We start from the raw sequence: 24,690 nt of genomic DNA, 5'->3' as shown, positions 1-24,690 counted from the left end.
GATTGTCGCCCGATAGCGGGTCTGGTGCGCGGGTACCCTCACACAGGGAGTGACAGCATGGGAGAGACGGGAATGCACAAGGTGCTGGTGAGTGCCTGCCTGCTGGGCCAGCCGGTACGCTACGACGGTCAGAGCAAGGGGATCGTCAGCGACTGGCTGAATGCGCTGGGGGCCGAGGGGAGGGCGCTGGCGTTCTGCCCCGAGGTGGCGGGCGGCTTGCCTACCCCCCGTCCACCCGCCGAGCGGCAGGGCGAGCGGGTGGTGACCGAGAACGGACTGGATGTGACGGCCGAGTTCGATCGCGGCGCCGAGCTGGCGCTCGGGCTCTGCCTGGCACAGGGCATTCGCTTTGCCCTGCTCAAGGAGGGGAGCCCCTCCTGCGGCAGTGGTCGCATCTACAACGGCCGCTTTGAAGGCGTCTCCATGGCGGGAGAGGGCAAGACCACGGCCCTGCTGCGCCGTCACGGCATTCAGGTGTTCAGCGAGGATCAGTTGCCCGAGCTGGCGTCGGCCCTCTCCCTGGCGGCCACCGCAGCGGGCTCCTGAGCTCGCTGCCACTCTTCCAGAACGTCGTCCTTCTCCTGCCAGCGCTGGTTCAGCCAGGCCTGAAAACCGCGCTTGAACTGCTTGTCGTTGAAGTAGTCCCCCACCAGCGCCTCATCCACCGGCAACTCCTCGATGCGCACCTGAATGCGCTTCATCCGCCCCATCAGGAAGTCCTTGAACGGCGTTTCACTGTTGTCCGGATAGCGGATGGTGACGTTGATCAGGCTGTCGAACTGCTCCCCCATGGCCGCCAGGGTGAAGGCGAGCCCCGCCGCCTTGGGGGGCATCAGGTGGCGGTAGCGGGAACGGGTCGCCTCTCGCTTCGCCTCGGTGAAGCGGGTCCCCTCCACGAAGTTGATGACTGTGGTGGGGATGTGGCGAAACTTCTCGCAGGCGTGGCGGGTGGTCTCTATGTCCTTGCCTCTCAGGTGCGGGTTGCGCAGCAGAAACTCCCGTGAGTAGCGGCGCATAAAGGGCATGTCGAGCCCCCAGCAGGCGAGCCCCAGCAGCGGTATGTAGATGAGCTCGTGCTTCATGAAGAACTTGGGCACCGGCAGCCTGTCCCGGAACAGATGGCCCAGCACCACTATGTCGGTCCAGCTCATGTGGTTGCTGATGATGAGGTACCAGCCATCCTTGCGCAGCCGGGTCTCATCCTCGAGCTGCCAGTCGATGCGGGTGGTGAGGCGGATCACCAGGGCGTTGCAACCCAGCCACAGCCTCATGAAGCCATTGTTGAGCCGGCTGCAGGCACGGCCGAAGGCCGGGATGGGCAACAGCAATTTCCCTAGGGAGACCAGCAGGATCAGGCTGGCGCACAGGGCGGTGAACAATATGGTCAGGCCGGCGCTGATGAGCAGCACCAGGGGGCCGGGGAGCAGGCTTAGCATGGGCGTCGTTTACTGCGTCTTGTCCGCCAGCAGCTGACCCAGGGTCTGGTCTTTCTCGCGCCAGATCCCGTTCAGCCACTGTTGAAACTCTTGTTGGAACTCGGGGTCATTGAAGTAATCCCCCACCAGATTGCGTTCGATCGGCAGAAAGCGGACCCGAACCTTGATCTCCTTGACCCGACCGCACATGAAGTCCCAGTAGCTGGGGATGCCGCCCGGATAGGCGATGGTCACATCCACCAGCTTGTGCAGTTGATCCCCCATGGCCGCCAGGGTGAAGGCGATGCCGCCAGCCCTCGGGTGCAGGAGGTGGCGATAGGGCGCGCCCTGTTTGTCATGCTTGTGGGCAGTGAAGCGGGTGCCCTCCACGAAGTTCATCACACTCACCGGAATGTGGCGGAACTTGGCACAGGCCTTGCGCGTCGTTTCTATGTCTTTTCCCTTCAGATGCGGCTTCTTTTCCAGCAAGCTGCGTGAATATCGCCGCATGAAGGGGAAGTCCAGCGCCCACCAGGCCAGACCGAGAAAAGGTACCCAAATCAGTTCTTTCTTGAGGAAAAACTTCAGGAAGGGAATTTTTTGATTAAAAATCCGCTGCAGTACCAGTATGTCGACCCAGGATTGATGGTTGGCAACCACCATATACCACTCATTCCGGCGCCCTTTGTCCACTCCGACCACCTCGAAAGGGGTTCTGATGATGGTTTTCTGGATCAGGTTGTTGAAACCTATCCAGCAGCTGGCACAGCCGTCCAGCAGGGCGTTGCAGAGGGTGCGCCAGCCCTTGAGCGGCGGCAGCAGCTTGACGAGGCCGAGCAGCAGTATGGGGACAAACCAGAAGAGGGTGTTGAGGAAATAGAGCAGGGTCGAGAGGCAGCCGCGCAGCCGCTCTATCAGCTTGTTGTGCATGAATCGGATCCGTTTTCGTGTCTGTGGGTGGCAACCAGGTGGTCAGATCTGTGGCCATAATATCAGCCGATCCGGCGCTAGACCATGAATGCACCGCATTGACGCCGGGATCTCTTCGCCATCATGTCGCGATCACTGGCCGCTGCGCAGCCGTGACAGCAGCCTGTCCATGGCCCTGTAACCGAGCGCCTCGATGAGATGCTCCTTCTCGATGGCGGGGCACCCCGCCAGATCCGCTATGGTGCGCGACACCCGCAGTATGCGGTGCCAGGCGCGGATGCTGAGCCCCAGCTTCTGGATGGCGTTCTCCAGAAATTCGGCATCTTGCGGCGATAATCGGCAAATATCCTCTATCTCACGACTATCAAGCAGGTTGTTGAGTTTGCCGTTGCGGCTTTGCATGCGCTCCCGCGCCGCCAGTACCCGATCGCGGATCTGCCGGCTAGACTCCCCCCGCTCCGCCTTGCCGGTCAGGCTCCCCTTGGGCAGCAGCGGCACCTCCACCGTCAGATCGAACCGGTCGAGGAAGGGGCCCGAGAGCTTGCCGAGGTAGCGCAGTATCTGATCCGGGCTGGAGCGGGTCTGGCCGTCCCCGTAGTGGCCGCAGGGGCTGGGGTTCATGGCGCCCACCAGCTGGAAGCGGGCGGGGAAGTCCACCTGGCGGGCGGCGCGGCTGATGGTGATGTGGCCCGTCTCCAGCGGCTCTCGCAGGGAGTCCAGCACCTTGCGTTCGAACTCAGGCAACTCGTCGAGAAACAGCACCCCGTTGTGGGCCAGGGAGATTTCCCCTGGCCTCGGGTGGCTGCCGCCCCCCACCAGGGCGACGGCGGAGGCGCTGTGGTGCGGCGTGCGATAGGGTCTGTGGTGCCAGTGACCGGCGCGGGGGGTGAGGCCGCCGATGGAATGGATGGCGGCAGTCTGCTGCGCCTCCTGCTCGCTCAGCGGCGGCAGTATGCCGGGCAATCGGCTCGCCAGCATGCTCTTGCCGGTGCCGGGCGGGCCGATGAACAGCAGGTTGTGGCTGCCGGCGGCGGCGATTTCCAGCGCCCGCTTGGCCTGGGACTGGCCGATCACGTCCTGCAGATCCGGCACGTCGGGCAGGGCGTCCGTGGTCTGGGGCTCCGGCAGGGGCAGCTCGTACTGACCCGCCAGCCAGGCGGTGACGGCCAGCAGCTGGTGGGCGGTGCGCACCTCGGCATCCTGGATGAGGGAGGCCTCGGGGCCGTTCTCCCGCGGTACCAGCAGGGTGCGCCCGGCGTCGCGGCAGGCGAGCACGGCGGGCAGCACCCCGAGCACGGGACGGATCTCGCCGGTCAGGGCCAGCTCCCCCAAAAACTCGTGATCGAGCAGGTATGTTGCAGGTATCTGCTTGGAAGCGGCGAGAATGCCGATGGCGATGGCCAGATCGAAACGGCCTCCCTCCTTGGGCAGATCGGCGGGGGCCAGGTTGACGGTGATGTGCTTGGAGGGGAACTCGAAGTTGCCGTTGAGCAGGGCGCTGCGCACCCGATCCCGCGACTCCTTCACCGAGGTTTCCGGCAGGCCCACCATGTTGAAGGCGGGCAGCCCGTTGGATAAATGGACTTCCACCGTGACTTGCGGCGCCGCGATCCCCAGGCTGGCACGGCTATAAACCACAGCTAATGACATAAATCCCGTCCTTGGTTTGATGTATGTGCTGGTTAACCGTTTTTTATTAGTTTTTTGTTCCAGAGAGCAGCTTGCAGATCAGTCAAAATCAGAGTCTTGTCAGGTAAAAAATGCTTGCCCAATAAAAATCACCGTGCTAGTTCTAATAGCCATTCGCGGTGCAAACCGCCCCCATTTCACAGGATTTCCGGTTGTAACTATGAACATGGCCTCCCGTTTCGTCAGCATTATTGTGGTCCTAGTGGTGATTATTATCTCACCGCTCGGGGCTCGTTTAGCTGCACGGAACAAGGGATAGACCCACCACCGGACAGAACGAAACAAGCGACCCCCGAGCCTCACGGCCCGGGGGTTTTTTTTCGACCAAAGGACAGGATTTCCACATGAACGGCGCGCAGTTTTTGGTACAGGCTCTCAAGAAACAGGGTGTGACCCAGGTGTTTGGTTACCCGGGCGGGGCCATCATGCCGGTCTACGACGCCCTGTATGACGGTGGCCTGGCCCATCAGCTCTGCCGTCACGAGCAGGGTGCCGCCATGGCCGCCGTGGGTTATGCCCGCGCCTCCGGCCAGGTGGGGGTCTGCATCGCTACCTCCGGCCCGGGAGCCACCAACCTGGTGACCGGCCTCGCGGAGGCGCTGCTCGATTCCGTGCCCCTGGTCGCCATCAGCGGTCAGGTGCCCTGCGCCGCCGTGGGCACGGATGCGTTTCAGGAGGTCGACGTGCTCGGCATGTCCCTCTCCTGCACCAAGCACTCCTTCATGGTCACTGACCCCGCGGATCTGGGGCGGGTGCTGGCGGAAGCCTTCGCCATCGCCACCGAAGGGCGTCCGGGTCCTGTGCTTATCGACTTTCCCAAGGATGTGCAGCTCGCCGCCGTGCCGACCCAGAGCCCGCTGTTTGCGGTGGAGGAGCCCGAGCCCCTCAATCCGGCCGAGCTGACCCTGGCCCACACCCTGCTGGCCGCCGCCGAGCGCCCGGTGCTCTATGTCGGCGGTGGTGTGGGCATGGCCAATGCGGAGCAGCAGCTGCGGGACTTTGCCGCCGCCACCGGTATGCCGGCGGTCACCACCCTCAAGGGGATAGGTGCGCTGGATCCCGACAGCCCCGTCTACCTCGGCATGCTCGGCATGCACGGCACCAAGGCCGCCAACTATGCGGTGCAGCAGTGCGATCTGCTGGTGGTGGTGGGTGCCCGTTTCGATGATCGGGTGACCGGCAAGCTGGAGGAGTTCGCTCCCGAGGCCAGGGTGATCCACCTGGACGTGGATGCCGCCGAATTCGGCAAGCGCCGCGCCGCCGACGTGGGCATCACCACGGATCTCAAGCGGGTGTTGCCCGCCCTGGCCATGGCGCTGGCGATCGATCCCTGGCGTGAGCACTGCGCCGCCATGGCTCGCGATTATGCCTTCCGCTACGACCACCCCGGCCAGCCCATCTATGCCCCGGCCCTGCTCAAGCAGCTCTCGGCACGGCTGCCCGAGACCAGCGTAGTGGCCTGCGACGTGGGTCAGCACCAGATGTGGGTGGCCCAGCACATGCGCTTCACCAGCCCGCGCAATCACCTCTCCAGCGCGGGCCTCGGCACCATGGGCTTCGGCCTGCCCGCCGCCATCGGCGCCAAGATGTCGCGCCCGAATGACGAGGTGGTGCTGGTGAGCGGTGACGGCTCCTTCATGATGAACGTGCAGGAGCTCGGCACCATACGCCGGGCCCAGCTCAAGGTGAAGATGGTGCTGATCGACAATCAACGCCTCGGCATGGTGCGCCAGTGGCAGGAGCTGTTCTTCGACGGCCGCTACAGCGAGACCATACTCTCCGACAACCCGGATTTCATCGCCCTGGCCGCCGCGTTTGGCATCCCGGGCGAAACCATCACATGCAAGGAGCAGATAGCCGGTGCACTCGACCGCCTGCTGGCAAGCGAGAGCGCCTACCTGCTGCATGTGGCCATTTCAGAGGAAGAAAACGTCTGGCCCCTGGTTCCGCCGGGAGTCGCCAACCACAAGATGATGGAGCAACGCCCATGAAGCAGCACAGCTTTCACCAACACACCCTGCATATTCACGCCCAGCCCAGACCCGAAGTGATGGAGCGGGTGCTGCGGGTGGTGCGTCACCGTGGCTTCGCTCTCTGCGCTCTGAACATGGAGCAGGATTGCCAACAGCTGCGGATCACGGTTACTGTCGAGTCGGAGCGTCCCATCCAGCAGTTGTGGAGCCAGCTGGTCAAGCTGGTGGATGTCTCCCGGGTCGATGCACTGGAACAGCAACCCCGGATCAGCGCTTAAGGAGCCAAGCCAATGTCACAGCCTTCCCAATCCGCCACTCACCCGCAATACATCTGGTTCAACGGCAAACTGGTGCCCTGGCAGGATGCCCAGGTGCACGTCATGAGCCACGCCCTGCACTACGGCTCCTCGGTGTTCGAGGGAGTACGCGCCTACGACACCCCCAAGGGGACCTGCATCTTCCGCCTGCAGGAGCACACCCGCCGCCTGTTCGACTCCGCCAAAATTTACTGGATGGAGGTGCCTTACAGCGAGGCCGAGGTGAATGATGCCTGCCGCACCGTGGTGCGCGAGAACGGCCTGAAAAGCGGCTACCTGCGCCCGCTGGCCTTTGTCGGCAACGTGGGGCTGGGGCTGCACCCGCCGCTGGATGCCAAGGCAGACCTCATGGTCGCAGCCCTGCCCTGGGGCGCCTATCTGGGGGAAGAGGGGCTGAAGAACGGGGTGGATGTGTGCGTCACCTCCTGGAGCCGGCTTGCGCCCAACACCATACCCACAGGCGCCAAGGCCGGGGGCAACTACCTGTCGTCCCAGCTGATCAGTCGCGAGGCCAAGCGCAACGGCTTCGCCGAGGGGTTGGCGCTGGACGTGAACGGCTACCTGAGCGAAGGGGCGGGGGAGAACCTGTTCCTGGTGAAGAACGGCGTGCTGTTCACCCCGCCCGCCACCGCCGCCATCCTGCCCGGCATCACCCGCGACACCATCATGACGCTGGCCCGCGATCTGGGTTATGAGGTGCGCGAGCAGGCACTGCCTCGCGAGGCGCTCTATGTGGCGGACGAGATCTTCATGACCGGCACGGCGGCCGAGGTGACCCCGGTGCGCTCCGTCGATCGGATGCAGGTGGGCGCTGGCAGCCGTGGCCCGGTGACCGAGCAGTTGCAGAACGCCTTCTTCGGCCTGTTCAACGGCAAGACCGAGGACAAGTGGGGCTGGCTGACCCCGGTCAACGACTGATGAGAGAGGGGAGGCGTCACGCCTCCCCGAGTCGCTTCCGGTGAAGGCTCCCCGTGGTGCCTTCACCAGGATCGATTCCCGATCCGCGAATCACACATTCATGTTGAAAGACAATGCGCCCCAGGGGCATTCAGGGAGTAGAGACAATGCCGAAGTTGAGATCCGCCACCACCACCCACGGACGTAACATGGCCGGGGCCCGCGCCCTCTGGCGTGCCACCGGCATGACAGATCAGGATTTCGGCAAGCCCATCATTGCCGTGGTCAACTCCTTCACCCAGTTCGTGCCCGGTCACGTGCACCTCAAGGATCTGGGCCAGCTGGTGGCCCGGGAGATAGAGGCCGCCGGCGGCGTCGCCAAGGAGTTCAACACAATCGCCGTGGATGACGGCATCGCCATGGGCCACGGCGGCATGCTCTATTCCCTGCCGTCCCGGGAGCTGATCGCCGACTCGGTGGAGTACATGGTCAACGCCCACTGCGCCGACGCCATGGTTTGCATCTCCAACTGCGACAAGATCACCCCGGGGATGCTGATGGCCGCCCTGCGCATCAACATCCCGGTGATCTTCGTCTCCGGCGGCCCCATGGAGGCGGGCAAGACCAAGCTCTCCGATCAGATCATCAAGCTGGATCTGGTGGACGCCATGATCCAGGGCGCCGACCCCAAGGTCTCCGACGCCCAGAGCGATCAGATCGAGCGCAGCGCCTGCCCCACCTGCGGCTCCTGCTCCGGCATGTTCACCGCCAACTCCATGAACTGTCTGACCGAGGCGCTGGGTCTCTCCCAGCCGGGCAACGGCTCCCTGCTGGCGACCCATGCCGATCGGGAGCAGCTGTTCAAGCTGGCGGGTCAGCGCATCGTCGCTCTGGCCAATCGCTACTACCAGCAGGATGACGAGAGCGCCCTGCCGCGCAACATTGCCACCAAGGCGGCGTTCGAGAACGCCATGGCCCTGGACATCGCCATGGGTGGCTCCACCAATACGGTGCTGCACCTGCTGGCGGCGGCCCAGGAGGCCGGTGTGGACTTCACCATGGCCGACATCGACCGCATGTCCCGCAAGGTGCCCCAGCTGTGCAAGGTGGCCCCGTCCACCCAGAAGTACCATATGGAAGACGTGCACCGCGCCGGTGGCGTGGTCGCCATCCTGGGCCAGCTGGAAAGAGCCGGTCTGGTACACGGGGATACCCGCAACGTGCTCGGCACCAGCTTGCACGAGCTGCTGGAGCAGTACGACGTCAGCCGCTGCGATGACAAGGCGGTGCACGACTTCTACCGCGCCGGCCCGGCCGGTATTCGCACCACCAAGGCATTCAGCCAGGATTGCCGCTGGCCCGAGCTGGATCTGGACCGGGCAGAAGGCTGCATCCGCTCTCTGGACAACGCCTACAGCCTGGAAGGGGGACTGGCGGTGCTCTCCGGCAACCTGGCCCTCGATGGTGCCATCGTCAAGACTGCCGGGGTGGATGACGAGAACCTCTGCTTCCGCGGCCCGGCCCGGGTGTTCGAGAGCCAGGACACGGCGGTCGCCGGCATCCTGGACGGCACTGTGCAGGCAGGCGAGGTGGTGGTGATCCGCTACGAAGGCCCGAAAGGGGGCCCCGGCATGCAGGAGATGCTCTATCCCACCACCTATCTGAAATCCATGGGCCTCGGCAAGGCCTGCGCCCTGATCACAGACGGTCGCTTCTCCGGCGGCACCTCTGGCCTCTCCATCGGTCACGTCTCTCCCGAGGCGGCCTCCGGCGGCACCATAGGGCTGGTGGAGGATGGGGACATCATCAATATCGACATCCCGGCCCGCAGCATGGTGCTGGAGGTGGCTGACAGCGTGCTGGCCGCTCGCCGCATGGCAGCCTCGGCCCGTGGTTGGAAGCCGGTCAATCGTCAGCGCCAGGTCTCCTACGCCCTGCGTGCCTATGCCATGCTCGCCACCAGCGCCGACAAGGGCGCGGTGCGCGACCTTAGCAAGCTGGAGGAGTGATGATGAAAGGAATGACAAATCATCTATGCAAAGAGCTGCTCGCCTCCTCCTGTGCCGACAAGGGCGCGGTACGCGACCTCAGCAAGCGGGAGGAGTAAGACATGGTCTCTGCGGCGGATTATCTACGCAAGGTGTTGCTCTCTCCCGTCTATGAGGCGGCGCGGGTGACACCGCTGCAAACCCTGAAAAAACTCTCCGAGCGACTCGGCAGCCAGGTGGCGCTCAAGCGGGAAGACCTGCAGCCGGTGCACTCCTTCAAGCTGCGGGGTGCCTATCACAAGATCGCCACCCTGAGCGCCGAGCAGAAGTCCCACGGCGTGGTGGCGGCCTCGGCAGGCAACCATGCTCAGGGGGTGGCGCTGTCGGCGGCCAAGCTCGGCATCAAGGCCATCATAGTGATGCCCAAGACCACGCCGGACATCAAGATCGATGCGGTGCGCCGCCTGGGTGGCAACGTGCTGCTGTTTGGCAACAGCTTCGACGAGGCCTATGCGGAGAGTCGGCGCCTCGCCGAAACCGAGGGCTATACCCTGATACCGCCGTTTGACGACGTCGAGGTGATCGCGGGCCAGGGCACCATAGGCAAGGAGCTGCTGGAGCAGGACACCCACCTCACCCACGTGTTCGTGCCTGTGGGGGGGGGCGGCCTGGCCGCCGGGGTGGCTGTCTACATCAAGCAGCTGCTGCCGGACGTCAAGGTGATCGGGGTGGAAGCCGAGGGCTCCGCCTGCCTCAAGGCCGCCATGGAGGCCGGCGAGCCGGTCAACCTGGAGCGGGTATCCCTGTTTGCGGACGGGGTGGCGGTCAAGCGCATCGGCGAGGAGACCTTCCGTCTGTGCAACCAGTATCTGGACGAGGTGGTGACCGTCTCCAACGACCAGATCTGCGCGGCGCTGAAAGACATCTTCGACGACTGCCGCGCCATCGCCGAGCCGTCGGGCGCCTTGTCCTTGGCCGGCCTCAAGGCCTACAGCGAGCGGGAGCAGGTCAAGGGCGGCCGGATGGCGGCCATATTGTCCGGCGCCAACGTCAACTTCCACAGCCTGCGCTATGTGTCGGAACGCTGCGAGATCGGCGAGAAGCGCGAGGGCATGCTGGCGGTGACCATACCCGAGCGCAAGGGGGCCTTCCTCGACTTCTGCCGTCAGCTTGGGCCCCGCATGGTGACCGAGTTCAACTATCGCTACGCGGATGCGGCCCAGGCCTCCCTGTTCGTCTCGGTGCGCCTCACCGGGGGTGACGAGGAGCTCGGCCAGATCCAGCAGCAACTGGAGGAAAACGGCTATCCCGTGGTCAACATGACCGAGAGCGAGCTGGCCAAGAACCACGTGCGCTACATGATTGGCGGCCGCCCGGCCCGGCCCCTCGGTGAGCGTCTCTACAGCTTCAAGTTCCCGGAGCAGCCGGGTGCCCTGATGCGCTTCCTCGAGACCCTGGGTTGCCGCTGGAACATCAGTCTGTTCCACTACCGCAACCACGGCGCCGACTATGGCCGGGTGTTGTGTGCCTTCGAGCTGCCGGACGAGGACGTGGCCGCCTTCCACGACTACCTGCACGAGATTGGCTACGGTTGGAAGGAGGTGAGCGAGGATCCCGCCTACCGCCTGTTCCTGGCGAGCCAGGGCAGTCAGTGACGGCGGCTTGACCATCCCGCCTTGAGATGCAAACGAAGAGCCTGGCTCTTCGTTTTTTTATGAGCGCTCCAGGGGGCGCATCTACCGATAATGTCGCCAATATCACACTCCTGAGTCCCTGGTCGTTTGAGGCTGGTTGCAGATGGGATAATCTGAGTGCGGGGCTTGGGTTCAGGGCCCCGTCAGGGAAGAGAGGCGCAGTCGCGTCATAACAATTCATTGCAGGGGCTCATCCATGAACAGATCTATGCTCGCCGTCTTCGTCGGCGCTCTGATGGCAACGGGGACGGTGCAGGCTGCCGCCCAGGACAACACCTGGTATGTCGGCGGCAAGGCCGGCTGGTCCAATTTTTACGGGGTGGATTACGACGAGCAGGTCAAGGAGCTGTTCGATGCCTTTGATCCCGGCCGGGATCACAGCGACCTCGGCCTGGGGGCCTTCGCCGGCTATCAGGTAAACCGCAACGTGGCCGTCGAGCTCGGCTATGACTGGCTCGGCAAGTATCAGGTCGATCAGCGCTTCAGCGGCAACGGGGTGGAGGCAGGACTGGATGGGGAGGCCAAGGCCCAGATGATCCAGGCCACCATGAAGATCGGCTTCCCGGCGACCGAGGCCCTGGATATCTACGGCCGCCTCGGGGGCGCCTACGCCTGGACCGACAGCTCCATCAGTGCCTGGGCCAACGATGGCACCAGCAACCTCTCGGCATCGGGTGGGGGCAAGTATCACGGCGCCGCCTTTGTGGGGGCATTGGGCATCGAATATGCCATCGACAGGGATTGGGCCGCGCGCCTCGAATACCAGTACACCACCCCCCTCGGCAAGACTTCGCTGGATGAATCCGGCATTGAGATGGACAACGGCCTGCTGTCGGTGGGCATGCTCTATCGCTTCGGTCAGGTCGGTGACGAGCCGGTGGCGCCGACGCCAGCCCCCGAGCCTGCGCCCGCCCCGGCTCCCGTGCTGGTGGAGAAGCAGTTCAGCCTGGACTCGGACGTCTTGTTCGAATTCAACAAGGCGACATTGAAACCGGCCGCGAGCCAGGCCCTCGACAACCTGTTTGCCCAGATCCTGGCGGCCAACCCGAAAGACGGGGTGGCGACGGTGATCGGTCATACCGACCGGCTGGGATCCGATGCCTACAACCAGGCCCTCTCGGAGCAGCGTGCCCGCACTGTGGCCGACTACCTGATTGCCAAGGGGCTGTTTGCCGACAAGGTGCGGGCCGAGGGGCAGGGCGAGTCGTCACCGGTGACGGGGGGCAGCTGCCCGGAGGGCGCCAAGGCGCAGATGATCGCCTGTCTGGCCCCGGATCGCCGGGTCGAGGTGCGCCTGACCGGGGTCTCACAGGTCGCCGAATAAGCCGGAGCAGTCATGGGATAAACACAACGAGGGGGCCCAGGCCCCCTCGTTGTTTATGTGGGTGTGAGCCGTGACGTTTGCAGGCGCTTGGCGCAATGACTAACCATGATCAGCAGCAAGGCGCCGGGCAGAACTGTTTGCCAGAGGAAAGGCCAGGATTGTGCCGTAAGCAACACCAGCAGTGGATTGGCCCCGGCGGGGGGATGAATCAGCCCCAGACCCTGCATCATGGCCACGGAGAGGCCCACACCGAGGGCCAGCTTGAGCTCCATGGGCAGGGGCAGCAACTGCACCAGCAAGCCCAGGGTCGCCGACAGCAGGTGGCCTCCCAGCACGTTCTGCGGACGGGCCAGCGGACTTTGTGGCAGGGAGAAGAGCAGCACGCAGCTCGCCCCGAAGGGTGCCATCAGCAGGGTCAATTGCCAGCTCAGATCCAGCCAGCCGAGCAGGGCTATGGCCATGCTGGCGCCTGCGCCTGCCAGCAAGGCGGGTCTCCATTGTTTCATCTCCATCTTCTGTCTCCTCAATGTGTGACGGGTTGCTTGATCTCAGTTGCGACATTAGGTAGACAGATCGGTGTACTTCAAGAGGGAAATCAGTGTGAGTGAGAAACGTCAACAACTGATGGCGACAGCCTACCGGCTGTTCAACCGCCATGGCTTTCACGCCACTGGCATCGATCGCATCTGGGCCGAGGCGGGCAGCACCAAACGCACCCTTTATCGCCACTTTCCCACCAAGGACGCCTTGATCGAGGCGGTGTTGATGGCGCGGGATGCGGAGTTCTTTGCCCTGCTCGATGCCAGGATGGATGGGGTGTCGGGGCGGGAGGCCAGGTTGCTGGCGCTGCTCGACGGCTTTGCCGACTGGTTTGGTCGCAGCGATTTCTACGGCTGCAACTTCATCAATGCCAGTGCCGAGTTCTCTGATGCGCGCCATCCGGTGCGCAAGCTGGTTATGGCCCACAAGCTGGCGCTGCTGAACTGGGTCAGGGATGCCCTCGAATGCACCGAGGAGCAGGCCACCGGGCTATGCCTGCTGCTGGAAGGGGCCGTGGTGATGGCGCACAGTTATCAACACCCAATGGCCCTGGAGCAGGTCAGGGTGATGGCACCTGCCGTGCTGGGTGAGGGGCGCTAGTTCAACTCCGTGGGGTCTATGTCCAGGCTCCAGCGCACCTTCTTGGTCTCCGGCCAGCCGTCCAGCTCCTTCACCGCCCAATCCAGCAGTTGCGCCAGCGGCGCCCGGTTTGGCCCCTGTACCAGCAGCTGCATGCGGAACTTGCCCGCCTTGCGCTCCATGAAGCCGCTGATGGGCCCGAGCACCTGCACCTGGGGATAACGGGCGCTGCGCAGGGTATCGGCGAGGCGGGTGAGGAATAGCTGCACCTCGTCCCGGCCGTTGGCCTCGGCCCTGAACAACCCCTGATAGCTGAAGGGCGGCAACCCCAGCAGGCGGCGCTCCTTGAGCGCGGTATCGGCGAAATGGCCGTAACCGTTCTGGGTCAGGTCCTGCAGCAGGGCGTGCTCCGGGTGGTGGCTCTGCAGCACCACCAGCCCGGGTTTGCTGGCGCGACCGGCGCGGCCCGCCACCTGGGTGTAGAGCTGGGCCAGCTTCTCGGCGGCGCGAAAATCGGCGGAAAACAGGGCGCCATCCACATCCAGCAGACCCACCAGGGTTACGTCCGGGAAGTGGTGCCCCTTGGCCAGCATCTGGGTGCCGATCAGGATCTTGTACTTGCCCGCCTTGATGTCGCCGAGGTGGGTCTCCAGCTCCCCCTTGCGGCGGGTGTTGTCCCGATCGATGCGCACCACAGGGTATTGAGGGAAAACAGTGGTGAGCAGCTGCTCCAGTTGCTCGGTGCCCACTCCCGAGCCGATCAACTCATTGCTGCCGCACTCCGGACAGCTATGAGGCAGCGGGCGCACGCTGTCGCAGTGGTGGCAGTGCAGCCGACGCCCGGCCTGATGCCAGGTGTACCAGGCGTCACAGCGTTCGCAGGCGGCGCTCCAGCCACACTGGTGGCAGATAAGCGAGGGGGCATAGCCGCGCCGGTTGAGGAACAGCATCACCTGGTTGCCGGCCATCAGGTGCTCCGCCATCAGCTGCTCCAGCTGGGGAGAGAGCCCGGCCTGCAGCCGCACGCTCTTGATGTCCAGGATCACCTGGCGGGCGGTCTGGGCGTTGCCGGCGCGCCGCGTCAGGCTGAGGTGGTGGTACTTGCCGGTGCGGGCGTTGTGCAGCGTCTCCAGCGACGGGGTGGCCGAGCCGAGCAGGATTGGGATGCCGGCGCGATGGGCCCGCATCACCGCCAGATCCCGCGCGTGGTAGCGAAAACCGTCCTGCTGCTTGAAGGAGCCGTCGTGCTCCTCGTCGATGATGATGATGCCGAGGTTCTTGAACGGGGTGAAGACCGCGGAGCGGGTGCCGATCAGGATGGCGGCGCCGCCGTCGCGGCAGGCGAGCCAGGCATCGAGCCGCTCCCTGTCGTTCATGGCGGAGTTCATCGCCACCACGGGCACCTTGAAGCGGCGGCGGAAGCGGTTGATGGTCTGGGGGGTGAGGCCTATCTCCGGCACCATCACCAGCGCCTGCTTGCCCGCACGGAGCAGGGGCTCGAGTATGCTCAGGTACACCTCTGTCTTGCCGGATCCCGTGATGCCGTCCAGCAGGAAGGCGCCGAACTTGTCGCTCTGGCTGGTGACGGCAGCCACCGCCAATGCCTGCTCGCCGTTGAGGCGCAGCCCCTCACCGGCGTCAAAATGGGTTGCCCAGTCGCCGTCGTGGCTCGGCTCCAGGCTGCGCTTCTCCAGCAAGCCCTTCTTCTCCAGCGCTGTGAGAGCAGCGCTCTGAATCTCCTCCTGCTTGAGCGCAGACGGCGTCTGGGGGCCCTTGCGCAGCAGGGCGAGGGCCTGCTGCTGCTTGGCGGCCCGCTTGAGCTCGTTGAGATCGATTGCCATCCCGGCTTCGGTGGCAAACCAGAACTCCAGCTCCCGGTAGGCGGCGGGCTCCCCCTTGCGCACCAGCACAGGCAGGGCGTGAGGCAGCACCTCACCCAGGGGATGCTGGTAGTAGCCGGCGCTCCAGGCCATCAGCGCCAGTATGTCGGGCCCCAGCACAGGGGCCGTGTCGAGCACCCGCTTCAAGGGCTTTAACTTGGCGCGGGGCACCTGACTCTCGGTCGGGTGATCCACCACCAGACCGACCAGGGTCTGGGGGCCGAAAGGGATCTCGACCCGGCAACCGGGCTCAGGCAGGGGCAAAGGGGAGAGATAGTCGAAGTGACGGCGTAACGGTACCGGGACAGCGACACGAACCAGATCAAGCGTTTGCGATGAATCCACCAAGGGTTGCCTATTTTTTCTGCGAAGCCACTTGCCTGAACTCAGGCATTTCCTATATTATTCGCAGCCTTTGAAACTGTGTTCAACAATCGTGTGGTGTCCGACAAGAGATCGGATGGCGACACGGCCTGATAATCGAGGTTGTCCATGAAAGCTGGTATCCATCCTGAGTACGTAGCCATCACCTGCAAGTGCTCTTGCGGTAACGTCATCAATACCTTCTCTACCCTGGGTAAAGATCTGAACCTGGACGTGTGCTCCGCATGCCACCCGTTCTATACCGGCAAGCAGAAAGAAGTTTCTAGCGGCGGCCGCGTAGACAAGTTCAACAAGCGTTTCGGTGGTCTGACTGCCAAGAAGTAATCTTACTTCTGAAGAATTCTGAAAAAGGCGCCCATCGGGCGCCTTTTTTACTGGCTGGCATTCTGTATTGCCCCGCTTTGCCCTATGGTGGTGCGAGTCCATGGGGGATGGCAAGGAGTGTTGGAATGCGAAACTGTCTGGTGATGGGTGCGGCGGGTTACATAGGTTCCTATCTGGTACCCCACCTGCAAGGGTTGGGCTACAGGGTCATCGCCGGGGCCCGCCGCCCCTGCCGCCTGCCGGAGGGGGTGGAGTTTCGTCTCGCCGACAGCCTCAAGCCCATCACCCTGCTGCCGGCCCTTGCCGGGGTGGATACCGTTTTCTATCTGGTGCACGCCATGGGGGCAGGCGCCGGTTTTCACCGGCTGGAACAGCAGGGGGTGAAGAACTTCGCCGCCGCCGCCCGCGCCGCCGGGGTGCGCCGCATCGTCTATCTGGGGGCCATACAACCGATCCCCTGCAACAGCCGCCACCTCAACTCCCGTCGTCACTGCGGTGAGCTGTTTCGGGAAGCGGGCGTGCCAACGGTGGAGCTGCGGGCCGGCATCATCATAGGGCCCGGCTCCGCCGCTTTCGAGGTGATGCGGGATCTGGTGTTCAACCTGCCCATGATGGTGACGCCCAAGTGGGTGCGCTCCCGCACGCCCCCCATAGCCCTCTCCAACCTGCTGCACTATCTGGGCGGCCTGGTGGAGGCGCAAGGGGTGGATGGCCGCATCTTCAACGCGGCCGGCCCCGAGCTGCTCAGCTATCAGCAGCAGTTGCAGAGGTTTGCCGCCCACATCGGCAAGCGCTGCCCCATCATTCCCATCCCCTTCCTGAGCCCCCGGCTCTCCGCCTGGTGGCTGCAGTTTGCCACCTCTGTGCCCCAACCCATCGCCAAGGCGCTGGTGGGCGGCCTCAAGCACGACATTCCGGCCGACGATGGCCCACTGCGGGCCCTGCTGCCCCAGCACCTGCTCAGCTTCGACGAGGCGCTGACGGAGAGCCTGGCGCTGGAGCAGAAGCTCGGCGCCGAGCAGCAGGGGGAGGAGACGCCGCTTGGCCTGCGCTGGCGCCATCCCGAGTACGGTTTCTACGATCGCACCGCCAGCGGGGAGGCCGAGTGCCTCGCCTCCCCCGAGGTGGTGTGGCAGGTGCTGCAGCAGCTGGGGGGCGAGCAGCGCTACTTCTACATGAACGAGCTGTGGGTGGTACGAGAATGGATGGATCACCTGATAGGGGGCCCGGCGCTCACCCGGGGTCGTACCAATCCGGATCGCTTCGTGAAGGGGGACATGCTGGACTCCTGGCAGATCCTCGGGGTGGACGAGGGACGCAGGCTGGATCTGCTGTTCAACATGAAGGCCCCCGGCGTCGGGCGGCTGGAGTTCAACATCCAGCCCCAGGAGTCCGGCCTGACCCGGCTGCGGGTGACCGCCCACTGGCACCCCCAGGGGGCCTGGGGCCTGGCCTACTGGCTCGCCATGCTGCCCTTCCACCTCTTCATCTTCCAGGGGATGACGGAGGCCATCGCCCGCCAGGCGGAGGCGAGGGCCGGTATTCCCGTGATGGACTGAAATCGAATCTATAACTAAATAGGTATTTGTGGACGGCAGGAGATGCTGCTGAGTTGGCTGTCAGTGCGACTTGGCGATATTTTCTGCTGTGAAAGGGGGCGGGTTTTCTTTATGATCCCCAGCCCTCGCCACTGGCGAGCCAATGCACCACTCATTCACTTCCGTATCGGGGTCCCCCATGTCCGATCTGCGTCACGATCTTCGTCAACAAGCGCTCGATTACCACGCCCAGCCCATTCCCGGCAAGATAGCCATAGCCCTCACCAAGCCCGCCGAGACCGCGCGGGATCTGGCCCTGGCCTACAGCCCTGGCGTCGCCGAGCCGGTGCGCGAGATCGCCGCCAACCCGGCCGATGCCTACCGCTACACCGGCAAGGGCAACCTGGTGGCCGTCATCTCCAACGGCACCGCCATCCTGGGGCTGGGCAATCTGGGGCCGCTGGCCTCCAAGCCGGTGATGGAGGGCAAGGCCCTGCTGTTCAAGCGCTTCGCCGGCATCGACGCCATCGACATCGAGGTGAAGCACGAGACCAGCCAGCAGTTCATCGACACTGTCGCCGCCATCGCCGACACCTTCGGCGGCATCAACCTGGAAGACATCAAGGCTCCAGAGTGCTTCGAGATAGAGCAGGCGCTGATCGAGCGCTGCGACATTCCTGTATTCCACGATGATCAGCACGGCACCGCCATCGTCACCGCCGCCGGCCTGCTCAATGCGCTGGAAGTGCAGGGCAAGCGCATCGAGCAGAGCCGTATCGTCTGCATGGGGGCCGGTGCCGCCGCCACCGCCTGCATGGATCTGCTGATCAAGTGCGGCGCTGCGCCACAGAATATCTTCATGCTGGACCGTCAGGGGGTGATCCACAGCGGTCGCACCGATCTGAACCAGTACAAGCAGCGCTTCGCCAACGACACGCCCCTGCGCACCCTGATGGATGTCATCGACGGGGCGGACGTGTTTGTCGGTGTCTCCGGTCCGGACGTGCTGCCCGCCGAGGCGGTGGCCCTGATGGCCCCCAATCCGGTGATCTTCGCCTGCTCCAACCCGGATCCCGAGATCAAGCCCGCCCTGGCCCACTCGGTGCGCAGCGATCTCATCATGGGCACGGGTCGTTCCGACTATCCGAACCAGATCAACAACGTCATCTGCTTCCCCTTCATCTTCCGCGGCGCCCTGGACGCGCGCGCCAGTCGCATCAACGATGCCATGAAGGTGGCGGCGGTGGAGGCCATTCGTGGCCTGGTGAAAGAACCCGTACCGGCCGAGGTGCTGACCGCCGCCGGGGTGAGTGCGCTCACCTTCGGCAAGGAGTACGTCATTCCCAAGCCGATGGATGCCCGTCTGCTGCCCCGTGTGGCCCGCGCCGTGGCGCTGGCAGCGGTAGCCTCCGGCGTGGCGCGCATCGCGCTGCCGGCAGATTACATGCAAGATTGAGCCGACTGAGCACGACAAAAGGGGCCCCATGATGGGGCCCCTTTTCATTGGGAGCTTGTGCGCCTGTTACTTGGTCTTGGGGGCCACTTTCACGGCCGGTGCGGCATGGGTCGCCTTGCGATGCTTTTTCACCACCTTGGTCTGGGTGGCCTGGGGTGCGGCAGCCTTGGTCGGGGTGGCAGCCATGGTGAAGCCGGAGGTCAGGGCGAAGACAGCAGCCAGGCTCAGGGGGATCAGCTTTTTCATATTCCAGTTCCTCGTTCGGTTTGATGACATGGAGCGGCTCTCCATGACGTCATCCTAGGACTGCCGGGCCTGAGGTTCAGTGAGTGGCTGGTGACGGTTTGTATCCAAATGTACGGGCAGCCTGAGGCAGAAGCGGGCCCCCGTCTCGGCGGGCAGCAACTGCACCTCGCCGCCGTGGTGGCGCGCTATGCTGCGCACTATGGCGAGGCCTAAGCCCGTGCCGCCGGTGCGCCTGTCCCGGCTCTGATCCAGCCGCACGAAGGGCTCGAAGATCTGGGGCGCCAGCGCCGGATCTATGCCGGGGCCGTCGTCGGCCACCTCCAGCAGATAGTGATCCTGCTGCCGACTCATGGCGAGGCTCACCCGGCTGGCGGCATGGCGCAGGGCGTTGCCGATGAGGTTCTCCAGCGCCCTGTCCAGCAGGCGGATGTCGCCGCGCCAGGGCAGGGGATGGGCGGGAAGCTGGAGGGCGAGTCGTCTGTCCGGGCGCAGCGCCTGCCAGTCAGGGAGCCGCTCCCCGGCCCAGCAGCCCAGCTCGAGATCGCTGCACTGCAGCGGCAGCTCGGGGCGATCCAGCCTGGCGTAGGTGAGCATCTCCTCGATGAGGGCGTCCAGCGCGCCGAGATCCCGCTCCAGCCCCTGCTGCTCCTCGGCCGAGGGGGGCTCGGCCAGCATGGCGAGTCGGTAGCGCAGCCGCACCAGGGGGGTGCGCAGCTCGTGGGCGATGGCGTCGGTCAGCTGCTTGCGGCTGGCCAGCATGGCCTGCAACTGCTCGGCCATCTGATCGAAGGTGCGACCGACCCGGCCCAGGCTGCTGCCGGGGGGCAGGCCGGTGCGGCAGGAGAGATCCCCGTCACCGACCCGGCGGGCCGTTTGTTCGAGCCGTTGCAGGCCGTGCCAGTGGGGGCGCAGCCAGAGCAGAATGGGCAGGCCGAGGGAGAGGCCGATGAGCAGCAGCAGGCCCACGTCCACCCAGTGCAGCTCGTGCAGGTAGGAGAGATAGGGGACGGGGCCGACGATCAGCACCTGGTCGGTGCCCGGGATGCGCTGCAGGAAGGTGTCATCCTCCTCGACGATGACGATGTTGCCCGCCTCGAGGAAGGCCTGATCCTCCCTGGCCAGCGGCTGGTTGGCGAGGGCGCCGAGTTGCAGCGGCAGGTTGAGCTGCTGGCTCTGCTCCCCCACGCGGGCGGGCCAGCGTGCGGGTGGCAGCCGGGCCAGCTCGCCGGTGAGCAGCCCCAGGGAGCCCTGCATCATGTGCTCGAGATAGCGGTCCCCCGCCCGCTCGGCACTGACCTGATAGACCAGGCCGATGAGCAGGATGGCGAGGCCGAAGCAGCCGATCAGCAGCAGGTAGAACTGGATAAACAGGCGGCGCATGGGGGCTCTCCTCTTGCCTGGATTGCGTCTGGGCGCCCCCCTCATCCCCAACCCTTCTCCCGCAAGGGGAGAAGGTGGCAGAGAGCATCAAGGTCATTCGGTAATTGCTTATTCCCAGGCCTGGGGCACCAGCAGATAGCCCTTCTGGCGCACCGTCTTGATCCGGGTCGGGTTGGTGCTGTCATCCCCGAGCCGGCGGCGCAGGCGGGAGATGGCCACGTCCATGCTGCGATCCTGGCCGTCGTAGTCGCGGCCACGCAGGCTGCGAAACAGGGCCTCCCGCCCCAGGATCTGACCGGCGTGGCAGGCCAGCTCCCACAAGAGATCGAAATCGGCGGTGGAGAGGGGCACGCTGTTGCCGTCGAGGCGCACGTCCCGACTCGGGCCGTCGATCCGCAGGCGACCGAACTGCAGGCGCTGGGGCGGCGCGCTGAGGGCGGCCGGTTGCGGCGCCTGCCCCTGCTGGCGGAACTGGACCCGCAGCCGGGCCAGCAGCACGGGGGGCGGCGTGGTCTTGAGGATGTAGTCGTTGGCCCCGAGCTCCAGGCTGAGGATCTGGTTCATGTCGCTGTCGAGGGAAGTAAGCATGACGATGGGGCCGGCAAAGCGTGGGCGCAGATCCCGGCACAGGGAGAGGCCGTCCTGCCCCGGCAGCATGATGTCGAGCAGCACCAGATCGGGCTGTTCGGCCTCGACCCTGGCCAGCGCGAGATCGCCCCGGGTCTCCAGCAGCACCTCTATGTCGTGGCGGCCGAGCCAGCTGCTGATGAGCTGGCCTATGTCGGGATCATCTTCAACAAACAGAACGCGTGGCATGGCGGCGTGGCCCCCGGCTATGGCGCGAATGCGCGTGTCGCCAGCATAACGGCTGCGCCAGCGCTCTGCACCGGGATAACTAATCAAAACAGGGCCCGCGGGCCCTTTGCACCCTTCTCCCCTGGCGGGAGAAGGGTGGGGGTGAGGAGGAGAGTTTGGTCCGCCTTGTGGCGTAGATACCCCCGGTTTCCATGTGGCGGGCCGGGGGGAGGCGGTTCGAATCAGCCCGCCTTGCGGCGCAGATAGACACCGGCTTCCATATGGTGGGTCCAGGGGAACTGGTCGAACAGGGCGAAGCGGGCGATCTCGTGGGTCTCGCCCAGCACTGCCATGTTGGCCTGCAGGGTCTCGGGGTTGCAGGAGATGTAGAGGATGTTGTCGTACTCCTGCACCAGCCGGACTGTGGCGTCGTCGAGACCGGCCCGGGGCGGGTCGACGAAGATGGTGTTGCACTGGTAAGCGCCGAGATCGACCCCCTTGAGGCGGTTGAACTCCCGCTCGCCGCGCATCGCCATGGTGAACTCCTCCGCCGACATGCGCAGTATGATCAGGTTGTCCACCCCGTTGGCGGCGATGTTGAACTGGGCGGAGTCCACGCTCGGCTTGGCGATCTCGGTGGCCAGCACCTTGCGGAAGTTCTGGGCCAGGGCGATGGAGAAGTTGCCGTTGCCGCAGTAGAGCTCCAGCAGGTCACCCTCGCTGCCGCGGGTCACATCCAGGGCCCAGCCCAGCATCTGCTCGTTGATGGCGGCATTGGGCTGGGTGAAGCTGTTCTCCACCTGCTTGTAGACCAGCTCGCGGCCTTGCACCGTCAACCGCTCGATGACGAACTCCTCCCCCAGGCAGATCTTTTGCTTGTGGGCGCGGCCAATCAGTTGCAGATCGAACCCCTGGGCCCGCAGGTCGGCCTGCAGGGCCTCTGCGGCCTGCTGCCACTCGCTCTCCAGCTTGCGGTGATAGAGCAGGCTGACGCAGAGCTGGCCGGACTGGGTGGAGAGGTAGTCTATCTGGAACAGCTTGCGGCGCAGCATAGGGTGCGGGCGCAGCCCTGCCAGCAGCACCGGCATCAGCCGGTTGATGAGCAGGCTGGCGGTGGGGAAGCTGTCGACCCGGATGATCTCCTTGGTGGCCTGGGCATACATGCAGTGGAAGAGGTCATCCCCCTCGTGCCAGATGCGGAACTCGGCACGCATCCGGTAGTGTTCGGCGGGGGAGGCATGGACCTCAAGCGCGGGCGGGTTGAAGTCTGCGAACAGCTGGGTGAGGCGATCGCGCTTCTCGTCGAGCTGGGCCTGGTAGTCGGCGGGGGTCCGCTGGGATTGGGTCATAGATACCTCAGATGCACACCGGCAGGGCCGGGCAGAAACCGGGGGAAGGCCGCAGCCAACCAAAGGGTGGGGATTTTAAAAGGCCGTTGCGGATTGTCCAAGTTTTTTGTGGTCAAGAAGTGGTCAGTCGGGCCGATAACCGATCCACCACTATGGCGGGAGAGTGATGATGCAGATCGATGGCATGGGCGTAGCCCAACCCAAGGGAGTGGGCATTGCTCCCAAATCGCCTCAACAGGCAGAGTCGAAACCGGCAGACAGCGGGGAGGAGGTCTCCCTGAACAAGCCCCCGAAGTGGGCCCAGGTGCTGATCCAGCAGGCGCTGCAATTCGCGCTGGAGATCAATGGCCAGCACTATCAGGCCCCCAGGAGTCAGGAGTTCAAGCTGAGCCCGCCGGAGGCTATCACTCCAGAGACGCTGTTCGATTACGAGGCCGTGGCGGACAACGTGCTGCAGTTCGTCACCGGACGGCTGGGGGCGGCCCGTGCCGACGGCAAGTCGGATGAGGATCTGGCCAAGATGATGGAGCAGGCCCGCAAGGGGGTGGATATGGGCTTCGGCGACGCCAGAAAGCAGCTCGGGGACTGGGCGGACAACGAGGACATCAAGACCGGCATGGATCAGAGCTACAAGCTGATCCAGGAGGGACTGGAGTCCTTCGAGCAAGAGTTCTTTGGCGAGGTCTCGACCACGGATCTCGGGGCGGCCAAGATGGCCAGCCGGCAGCAGGCCTTCCTCGAGATAGAGACCCGGGACGGGGACAAGGTAATGCTGCGCTTCAGCGACAGCTGGCAGTTCAAGTCCCGAAGCGACGGGAGCGGCAACCAGTTCAGCCTCAAGTCGAGCCAGAGTTTCGACTTCTCCCTGGAGGGGGATCTCGACAGTGGCGAGATGGACGCCATCGGCAAGCTGGTCAAGGGGCTGGACGAGCTGGCCGGCCAGTTCTTCGGGGGCGGGGAGGGCAAGACCCTGGCTGACAGGCTGGATGGGTTGCAACTGGACGATAGCCAGCTGGCCTCCTATTCCCTCAAGCTCAAGCAGTCGGCCCGCTTGAGCCAGACCTATCAGGGGGCCCATTCGCTGCAGGAGGGGCTCAAGCCGCTGGCGGACTACCTGCCGAAGCTGAGTCGGCTGCAGCAGCAGGCCGATGCCCTGTTGCCGCCTGCCCAGCAGCAGGGGTTGACCCCTGCGGTGCTGGCGGCGCGAGGCCAGAGCGAGGCGGCCGAGGGCGCCGGTTTCATGGGCTTCAACCAGCGGATGCTGGAGGCCATGAGGCTGCTCGGCCAGCAGATGGCGACGAGCTGATTCCGGTTCGTCGCCCCTCTGATGCGGTGTTTGCCACCCCGGGCCGGGGCTGGCACACTGCCCTTTTCTCCAGCCAGACGATGCCATGAACCCCAAGAAGCCAAGAGACAAGCGCGAGCTCTGCTACCCCTTCATCTTCGAGACCCAGTTCCAGTGCGACTACGAGATCGCCACCGACGAGCTCTGCTGCAAGGTGGGGGCCGTGCTGTCCCACCTGGTGCCGGATGCAGACACCCAGCCCATGCTGGCGGATCTGGCGATCTTGCAGCGGCTCATCTACAACCTCAACGGCTCGGTGCGCGGCAAGCTCGGGATCTTCGAGGAGGATCTGGACTGGCTGAAGGGGCGTTACGATCACTACAACGAGGCGAGCCGCGGCCGGGTCACCGGCTTCGTGCTGCCCCAGGGACCCCAGCCCATTCCCACCCTGCACCTGTGCCGCTGCGGCAGCAAGAAGGTGGTGCGCCTGCTGGTGCGCCTCGAAGAGAGCGGCGTGCGCTTCGACCCCATCCTCTACCGCTTCGCCAACCTGCTGGCGAACTTCTTCTTCGTACTCACCGTCTATCTCAAGCAGGCCTGGGACGTGCCCGAAGTGCCCTACGTCAGCATCAACTACTGAGGTTGCCACAAGGCTGGCCGAAGGGACATAAAGAAAAACCGGAGCCTTGGGCTCCGGTTTTGCTTTT

22 protein-coding genes are annotated in these 24,690 nt (G+C 64.6%); 13 read left to right on the top strand and 9 right to left on the bottom strand.

Annotated features, from left to right (window positions below; translation table 11 throughout):
* The first annotated feature begins 57 nt into the window (after positions 1–57).
* Positions 58–546: a DUF523 domain-containing protein gene (locus HB860_RS18635; RefSeq protein ID WP_247627581.1), complete on the top strand. Its 489-nt coding sequence runs from the start codon at positions 58–60 to the stop codon at positions 544–546.
* Here the strand turns inward: HB860_RS18635 and HB860_RS18630 are convergent.
* The 3 genes from HB860_RS18630 to HB860_RS18620 all read right to left on the bottom strand — a co-directional run bounded on the left by HB860_RS18630 (position 489) and on the right by HB860_RS18620 (position 3,995).
* A complete protein-coding gene (locus HB860_RS18630) occupies positions 489–1,436 on the bottom strand; it encodes an acyltransferase (RefSeq protein WP_247627580.1) in 948 nt (315 codons plus the stop codon). The two genes, HB860_RS18635 and HB860_RS18630, sit on opposite strands and share 58 nt — an antisense overlap.
* 9 nt (positions 1,437–1,445) lie before the next feature.
* Positions 1,446–2,345 (bottom strand): acyltransferase, encoded by a 900-nt coding sequence (locus tag HB860_RS18625; protein WP_247627579.1) that lies wholly within the window; start codon positions 2,343–2,345, stop codon positions 1,446–1,448.
* A 132-nt stretch (positions 2,346–2,477) separates the two neighbouring features.
* Positions 2,478–3,995, bottom strand: a complete 1,518-nt coding sequence (locus HB860_RS18620; RefSeq protein WP_247627578.1) for a YifB family Mg chelatase-like AAA ATPase — start codon at positions 3,993–3,995, stop codon at positions 2,478–2,480.
* Positions 3,996–4,378: 383 nt separating this feature from the next.
* Between HB860_RS18620 and ilvG the strand changes: the two genes are divergently transcribed.
* The 6 genes from ilvG to ompA all read left to right on the top strand — a co-directional run bounded on the left by ilvG (position 4,379) and on the right by ompA (position 12,227).
* Positions 4,379–6,025, top strand: a complete 1,647-nt coding sequence (gene ilvG, locus HB860_RS18615; RefSeq protein ID WP_247627577.1) for an acetolactate synthase 2 catalytic subunit — start codon at positions 4,379–4,381, stop codon at positions 6,023–6,025.
* On the top strand, positions 6,022–6,285 hold the full coding sequence (gene ilvM / locus HB860_RS18610; protein WP_139438078.1) for an acetolactate synthase 2 small subunit: 264 nt from the start codon (positions 6,022–6,024) through the stop codon (positions 6,283–6,285). The genes ilvG and ilvM overlap by 4 nt, the downstream gene beginning before the upstream one ends.
* A 12-nt stretch (positions 6,286–6,297) precedes the next feature.
* Complete coding sequence (locus tag HB860_RS18605; protein WP_247627576.1) at positions 6,298–7,242, top strand: branched-chain amino acid transaminase; 945 nt, start codon at positions 6,298–6,300, stop codon at positions 7,240–7,242.
* Positions 7,243–7,388: 146 nt separating this feature from the next.
* Positions 7,389–9,230, top strand: a complete 1,842-nt coding sequence (gene ilvD, locus HB860_RS18600; RefSeq protein WP_247627575.1) for a dihydroxy-acid dehydratase — start codon at positions 7,389–7,391, stop codon at positions 9,228–9,230.
* Between the two features lie 101 nt (positions 9,231–9,331).
* Complete coding sequence (gene ilvA, locus HB860_RS18595; RefSeq protein WP_247627574.1) at positions 9,332–10,864, top strand: threonine ammonia-lyase, biosynthetic; 1,533 nt, start codon at positions 9,332–9,334, stop codon at positions 10,862–10,864.
* Between the two features lie 235 nt (positions 10,865–11,099).
* A complete protein-coding gene (gene ompA / locus HB860_RS18590) occupies positions 11,100–12,227 on the top strand; it encodes a porin OmpA (RefSeq protein WP_247627573.1) in 1,128 nt (375 codons plus the stop codon).
* A gap of 53 nt (positions 12,228–12,280) precedes the next feature.
* Here the strand turns inward: ompA and HB860_RS18585 are convergent, their stop codons facing one another.
* Entirely contained in the window at positions 12,281–12,733 is a 453-nt protein-coding gene (locus HB860_RS18585; protein ID WP_247627572.1) for an HPP family protein, read from the bottom strand.
* A gap of 94 nt (positions 12,734–12,827) precedes the next feature.
* Between HB860_RS18585 and HB860_RS18580 the strand changes: the two genes are divergently transcribed.
* Complete coding sequence (locus tag HB860_RS18580; protein ID WP_247627571.1) at positions 12,828–13,367, top strand: TetR/AcrR family transcriptional regulator; 540 nt, start codon at positions 12,828–12,830, stop codon at positions 13,365–13,367.
* Here HB860_RS18580 and priA read toward each other — a convergent pair.
* On the bottom strand, positions 13,364–15,571 hold the full coding sequence (gene priA / locus HB860_RS18575; protein ID WP_247627570.1) for a primosomal protein N': 2,208 nt from the start codon (positions 15,569–15,571) through the stop codon (positions 13,364–13,366). The genes HB860_RS18580 and priA overlap by 4 nt on opposite strands.
* Positions 15,572–15,718: 147 nt before the next feature.
* Between priA and rpmE the strand changes: the two genes are divergently transcribed.
* The 3 genes from rpmE (at position 15,719) to HB860_RS18560 (ending at position 18,928) form a co-directional block, all read left to right on the top strand.
* On the top strand, positions 15,719–15,934 hold the full coding sequence (gene rpmE, locus HB860_RS18570; RefSeq protein WP_025328741.1) for a 50S ribosomal protein L31: 216 nt from the start codon (positions 15,719–15,721) through the stop codon (positions 15,932–15,934).
* A gap of 125 nt (positions 15,935–16,059) precedes the next feature.
* A complete protein-coding gene (locus tag HB860_RS18565; RefSeq protein WP_163137476.1) occupies positions 16,060–17,493 on the top strand; it encodes a DUF2867 domain-containing protein in 1,434 nt (477 codons plus the stop codon).
* A gap of 178 nt (positions 17,494–17,671) precedes the next feature.
* On the top strand, positions 17,672–18,928 hold the full coding sequence (locus HB860_RS18560; protein ID WP_163137477.1) for a malic enzyme-like NAD(P)-binding protein: 1,257 nt from the start codon (positions 17,672–17,674) through the stop codon (positions 18,926–18,928).
* A gap of 66 nt (positions 18,929–18,994) precedes the next feature.
* On the opposite strand, the gene HB860_RS18555 is transcribed toward HB860_RS18560, so the two are convergent.
* The 4 genes from HB860_RS18555 to trmA all read right to left on the bottom strand — a co-directional run bounded on the left by HB860_RS18555 (position 18,995) and on the right by trmA (position 22,698).
* Entirely contained in the window at positions 18,995–19,174 is a 180-nt protein-coding gene (locus HB860_RS18555) for a hypothetical protein (protein ID WP_247627569.1), read from the bottom strand.
* 54 nt (positions 19,175–19,228) lie between these two features.
* On the bottom strand, positions 19,229–20,554 hold the full coding sequence (gene rstB, locus HB860_RS18550) for a two-component system sensor histidine kinase RstB (RefSeq protein ID WP_247627568.1): 1,326 nt from the start codon (positions 20,552–20,554) through the stop codon (positions 19,229–19,231).
* Positions 20,555–20,662: 108 nt separating this feature from the next.
* On the bottom strand, positions 20,663–21,370 hold the full coding sequence (gene rstA / locus HB860_RS18545) for a two-component system response regulator RstA (protein ID WP_247627567.1): 708 nt from the start codon (positions 21,368–21,370) through the stop codon (positions 20,663–20,665).
* Positions 21,371–21,591: 221 nt separating this feature from the next.
* A complete protein-coding gene (gene trmA, locus HB860_RS18540) occupies positions 21,592–22,698 on the bottom strand; it encodes a tRNA (uridine(54)-C5)-methyltransferase TrmA (RefSeq protein ID WP_247627566.1) in 1,107 nt (368 codons plus the stop codon).
* Positions 22,699–22,867: 169 nt separating this feature from the next.
* Between trmA and HB860_RS18535 the strand changes: the two genes are divergently transcribed.
* Both HB860_RS18535 and HB860_RS18530 read left to right on the top strand, forming a co-directional pair.
* Positions 22,868–24,004: a DUF5610 domain-containing protein gene (locus HB860_RS18535; RefSeq protein ID WP_247627604.1), complete on the top strand. Its 1,137-nt coding sequence runs from the start codon at positions 22,868–22,870 to the stop codon at positions 24,002–24,004.
* Positions 24,005–24,089: 85 nt separating this feature from the next.
* The gene (locus HB860_RS18530) at positions 24,090–24,623 is read left to right on the top strand and encodes an ATP--cob(I)alamin adenosyltransferase (protein WP_247627565.1); all 534 of its coding nucleotides are present in this window, start codon (positions 24,090–24,092) and stop codon (positions 24,621–24,623) included.
* Positions 24,624–24,690: the final 67 nt, after the last annotated feature.

Source organism: Aeromonas genomosp. paramedia (assembly GCF_023093515.1).
Lineage (GTDB): Bacteria > Pseudomonadota > Gammaproteobacteria > Enterobacterales > Aeromonadaceae > Aeromonas.
The sequence above is the reverse complement of the archived record's forward strand: the minus strand, read 5'-3'. Positions and strand labels throughout refer to the sequence as shown.